Source organism: Streptomyces sp. NRRL S-646 (assembly GCF_000720765.1).
Taxonomy (GTDB): Bacteria; Actinomycetota; Actinomycetes; order Streptomycetales; family Streptomycetaceae; genus Streptomyces.
On sequence record NZ_JODC01000075.1, the window covers coordinates 1 to 1508 of the forward strand.

Annotated in this window: 1 pseudogene; it reads left to right on the forward strand. The window is 66.6% G+C overall.

Going from position 1 to position 1508, the window contains the following annotated elements:
- Positions 1-152: 152 nt before the first annotated feature.
- Positions 153-1338: pseudogene (locus IH68_RS52330) on the forward strand (ISAzo13-like element transposase-related protein).
- Positions 1339-1508: the final 170 nt, after the last annotated feature.

Sequence of the window (1508 nt, forward strand, 5' to 3'; positions counted from 1 at the left end):
TGCTCTCGCTGGAGGGCGACCGGATCTCCGCCATCACCCGCTTCGGTGACAACGGCCTCTTCCCCATGTTCGGACTGCCCCGAACGCTCCGGGACTAGGGGCTTGCAGATCATCAAGGTGTTGCTTCCCGTCCCAAGGCTCGTTGGTGTGGTATGCGCATCCCGGACGAGATCCGTACCCAACTCGCCATGAAATTCTCGGTGTTGTTCCCGCATCTGGATGAGCGGCAGCGACGGCTGCTGATGGCCGCAGAGGCCCGTGTCCTGGGACACGGTGGTGTTCGGTCCGTCGCGCGGGCGGCCTCGGTGAGTGAGACCACGGTCCGCAAGGGCGTGTTCGAGCTGGAGACCGGCGAGGAGCCTCTGGGGCGGGTGCGGCGGCCAGGCGGGGGCCGCAAGAGGGTCGCAGATCTCGATCCGGGGCTGCGGTCGGCACTGCTGGCGCTGGTCGAGCCGGACGAGCGCGGTGATCCGATGTCGCCACTGCGGTGGACGGTGAAGTCGACCCGCACGTTGGCGCGGGAGCTGGCCCGGGCCGGGCACAAAGTCAGTGCAGACACCATCGCGGACCTGCTGCGGGAGGAAGGCTTCAGCCTGCAGGCCAACGCCAAGACCATCGAGGGAAGCCAACATCCAGACCGGGATGCCCAGTTCCGCTATCTCAACGAGCAGGCAAATCGAGCACCGGCTCTTCTCGCACATCACCATGAACTGGCGCGGCCGCCCGCTGACCAGCCACGAAGTCATCGTCCAGTCCATCGCCGCGACCACCACCCGCACCGGCCTGCGCGTCATGGCCGAGCTGGACACCAACACCTACCCAACCGGAGTCCAGATCGGCGACGCGGAGATGGCGGCCCTGCCACTGACCCGACACGCCTTCCACGGCGACTGGAACTATGCCGTGCATCCCCTGCCGTGCCCTGCCGTCCCAGCGACCCGGGCTCCCCAGAAGCCTGCCCCGGAGTGGGACCATGCTCTGCTGTCCGACCCCGGCCTGACCGGCATGTCCCGGCAGCAACTGAGCGATCTCACCGACACTTTGGCCGTCGACGGCGACGTCAAGCGCGGCCGCCCGCCCCGGCTCGCCTTTCCCGACCAGGTCCTGGCGGCCGTCCTTCACCTGCGGGTCGCCCTGGCCGCGGAACCCCTCGCGGTGCTGTTCGACAGCAGTCGGACCGCCATGCACCGCACCCTGCTGAAGATCAGGAGGCTGCTCAAGACGCACAGCATCGTCATCCCGCCGGCGGCCACCCCGCCCTCCGCCCTCACAGCCCTCCAGGCTCGGGTTCGAGCCCAGACCGGCGACCCCAACAGCAAGATCAAGACGACGTGTTAATGATCTGCAAGCCCTTAGCTTGGCGTTTATCGTCTGTGGTCGAACATGGCCTCGAACTTGCTGACGCTTTTGCCTGAGCGCCTGACATGAGAGCGGCCTTCGTCTGATTCTGTGCTCCGTCACAGAGGCACTTGACCAGCACGAAGGCCGTAGCGATGAGTCTGCTGCAC